The 1,209-nt window shown below is 65.0% G+C and carries 2 protein-coding genes; one reads left to right on the forward strand and one right to left on the reverse strand.

Translation table 11 applies throughout. The features are described from left to right. Nucleotides 1-431 (forward strand): hypothetical protein (locus tag AB0J09_RS65255; RefSeq protein ID WP_360714591.1); only part of this gene is annotated, 431 nt, incomplete at its 5' end. A 174-nt stretch (nucleotides 432-605) separates the two neighbouring features. Here the strand turns inward: AB0J09_RS65255 and msrB are convergent. Continuing rightward, nucleotides 606-1,007: a peptide-methionine (R)-S-oxide reductase MsrB gene (msrB, locus tag AB0J09_RS65260; RefSeq protein ID WP_360714593.1), complete on the reverse strand. Its 402-nt coding sequence runs from the start codon at nucleotides 1,005-1,007 to the stop codon at nucleotides 606-608. Nucleotides 1,008-1,209 lie beyond the last annotated feature (202 nt).

The following is a 1,209-nucleotide window of genomic DNA, read 5'->3' on the forward strand; positions in this document are numbered from 1 at the left end:
CCCCCGGCGCGGTGGAGCCCGGCCTGGTGGAGGGGAGCGCCAAGCCGGAGGACCTGCCGGCGGGCGGTCCCGACCCCGCTGAGGTGGAGGATTACAAGGCGGACGGGCCGTCGCGGCACACCGACCAGCAGGCGGCGGAGTATTTCCGTACGCACTGGAGTCCGGACGACAAGGCGCTGAAACGCCTCAAGGACATCCGCACAGTCGGCGGATATTTGCGCATTTACACGGATTTGCCGGAAACTGCGGGCAATTCCTCGCAGGCGATCACGCTGTGCCAGCGCGGCCTGGAATACCTGCACTCTCTCGGTGTGGCCAACCCGGTCGTGTTCGTCCAGGCCGAGTTCGGCGAGAACGGGAATCCCGTGCTCGCCAACATCCTCGGCCCCTTCGACACCAGCTGCCGGGTCACCCACCCCGAACCCGGCTGACACTCTGGAGAATCGCCTAACGCACCCGTACCCGCGTCTTCGAGCACACCTCGCACCGTTGCGTCACGACTCGCCCGATAGTCTCAATCGTCACCCAGCGGTGGCGAAGATGGACAAAGCGCACACGAATCTCCTACCCGAGGCAGGCGATCGGTACGCGCTGTCGTTAGCCGATCACCCCTTGGGTTCAAGCGTAAGGGAGATCGAGTTGATGCAGTAACGGTCGTCGGTCGGTGTCGGGTATCCCTCGCCGTGGAACACATGACCAAGATGCGAGTCGCACTGCGCGCACCGCACCTCGACGCGTACCATTCCGTGGCTGCGGTCCTCGATCAGCCGCACCGCGTCGGTGTCGGACGGCGCGAAGAAGCTCGGCCACCCGCAGTGCGACTCGAACTTCGTGTCCGACCGGAACAGCTCGGCCCCGCAGGCGCGGCACGAGTAGACGCCCTCTGTCTTGGTGTCGACGTACTCGCCCGTGAACGGGCGCTCGGTCCCGGCCTCCCTGAGGACGTGGAACTCCTCAGGCGAGAGCTGAACCCGCCACTCCGCCTCGCTCTTGACCACCTTGTCCATGAGTCCAGGGTACGAGATCCGAGCAATTAGGGATCAGGCAAAAAGAGATCTTCGGAGGGTGAAGCATCCGTTCTGGGGTGAATTCGCGTCTTTGTAGGCAAGGGGGTGTCATCGCCTCCTGCCAAGGGGTGAGATCATCCGCAGATCTCGGCGAGCGGCACAGCCCACGCCCGTGCTGGAGCCGCCGGGGGTCGCAACGGCC

Source organism: Nonomuraea sp. NPDC049784 (assembly GCF_040659615.1).
In the GTDB taxonomy this organism is placed as follows: Bacteria; Actinomycetota; Actinomycetes; order Streptosporangiales; family Streptosporangiaceae; genus Nonomuraea.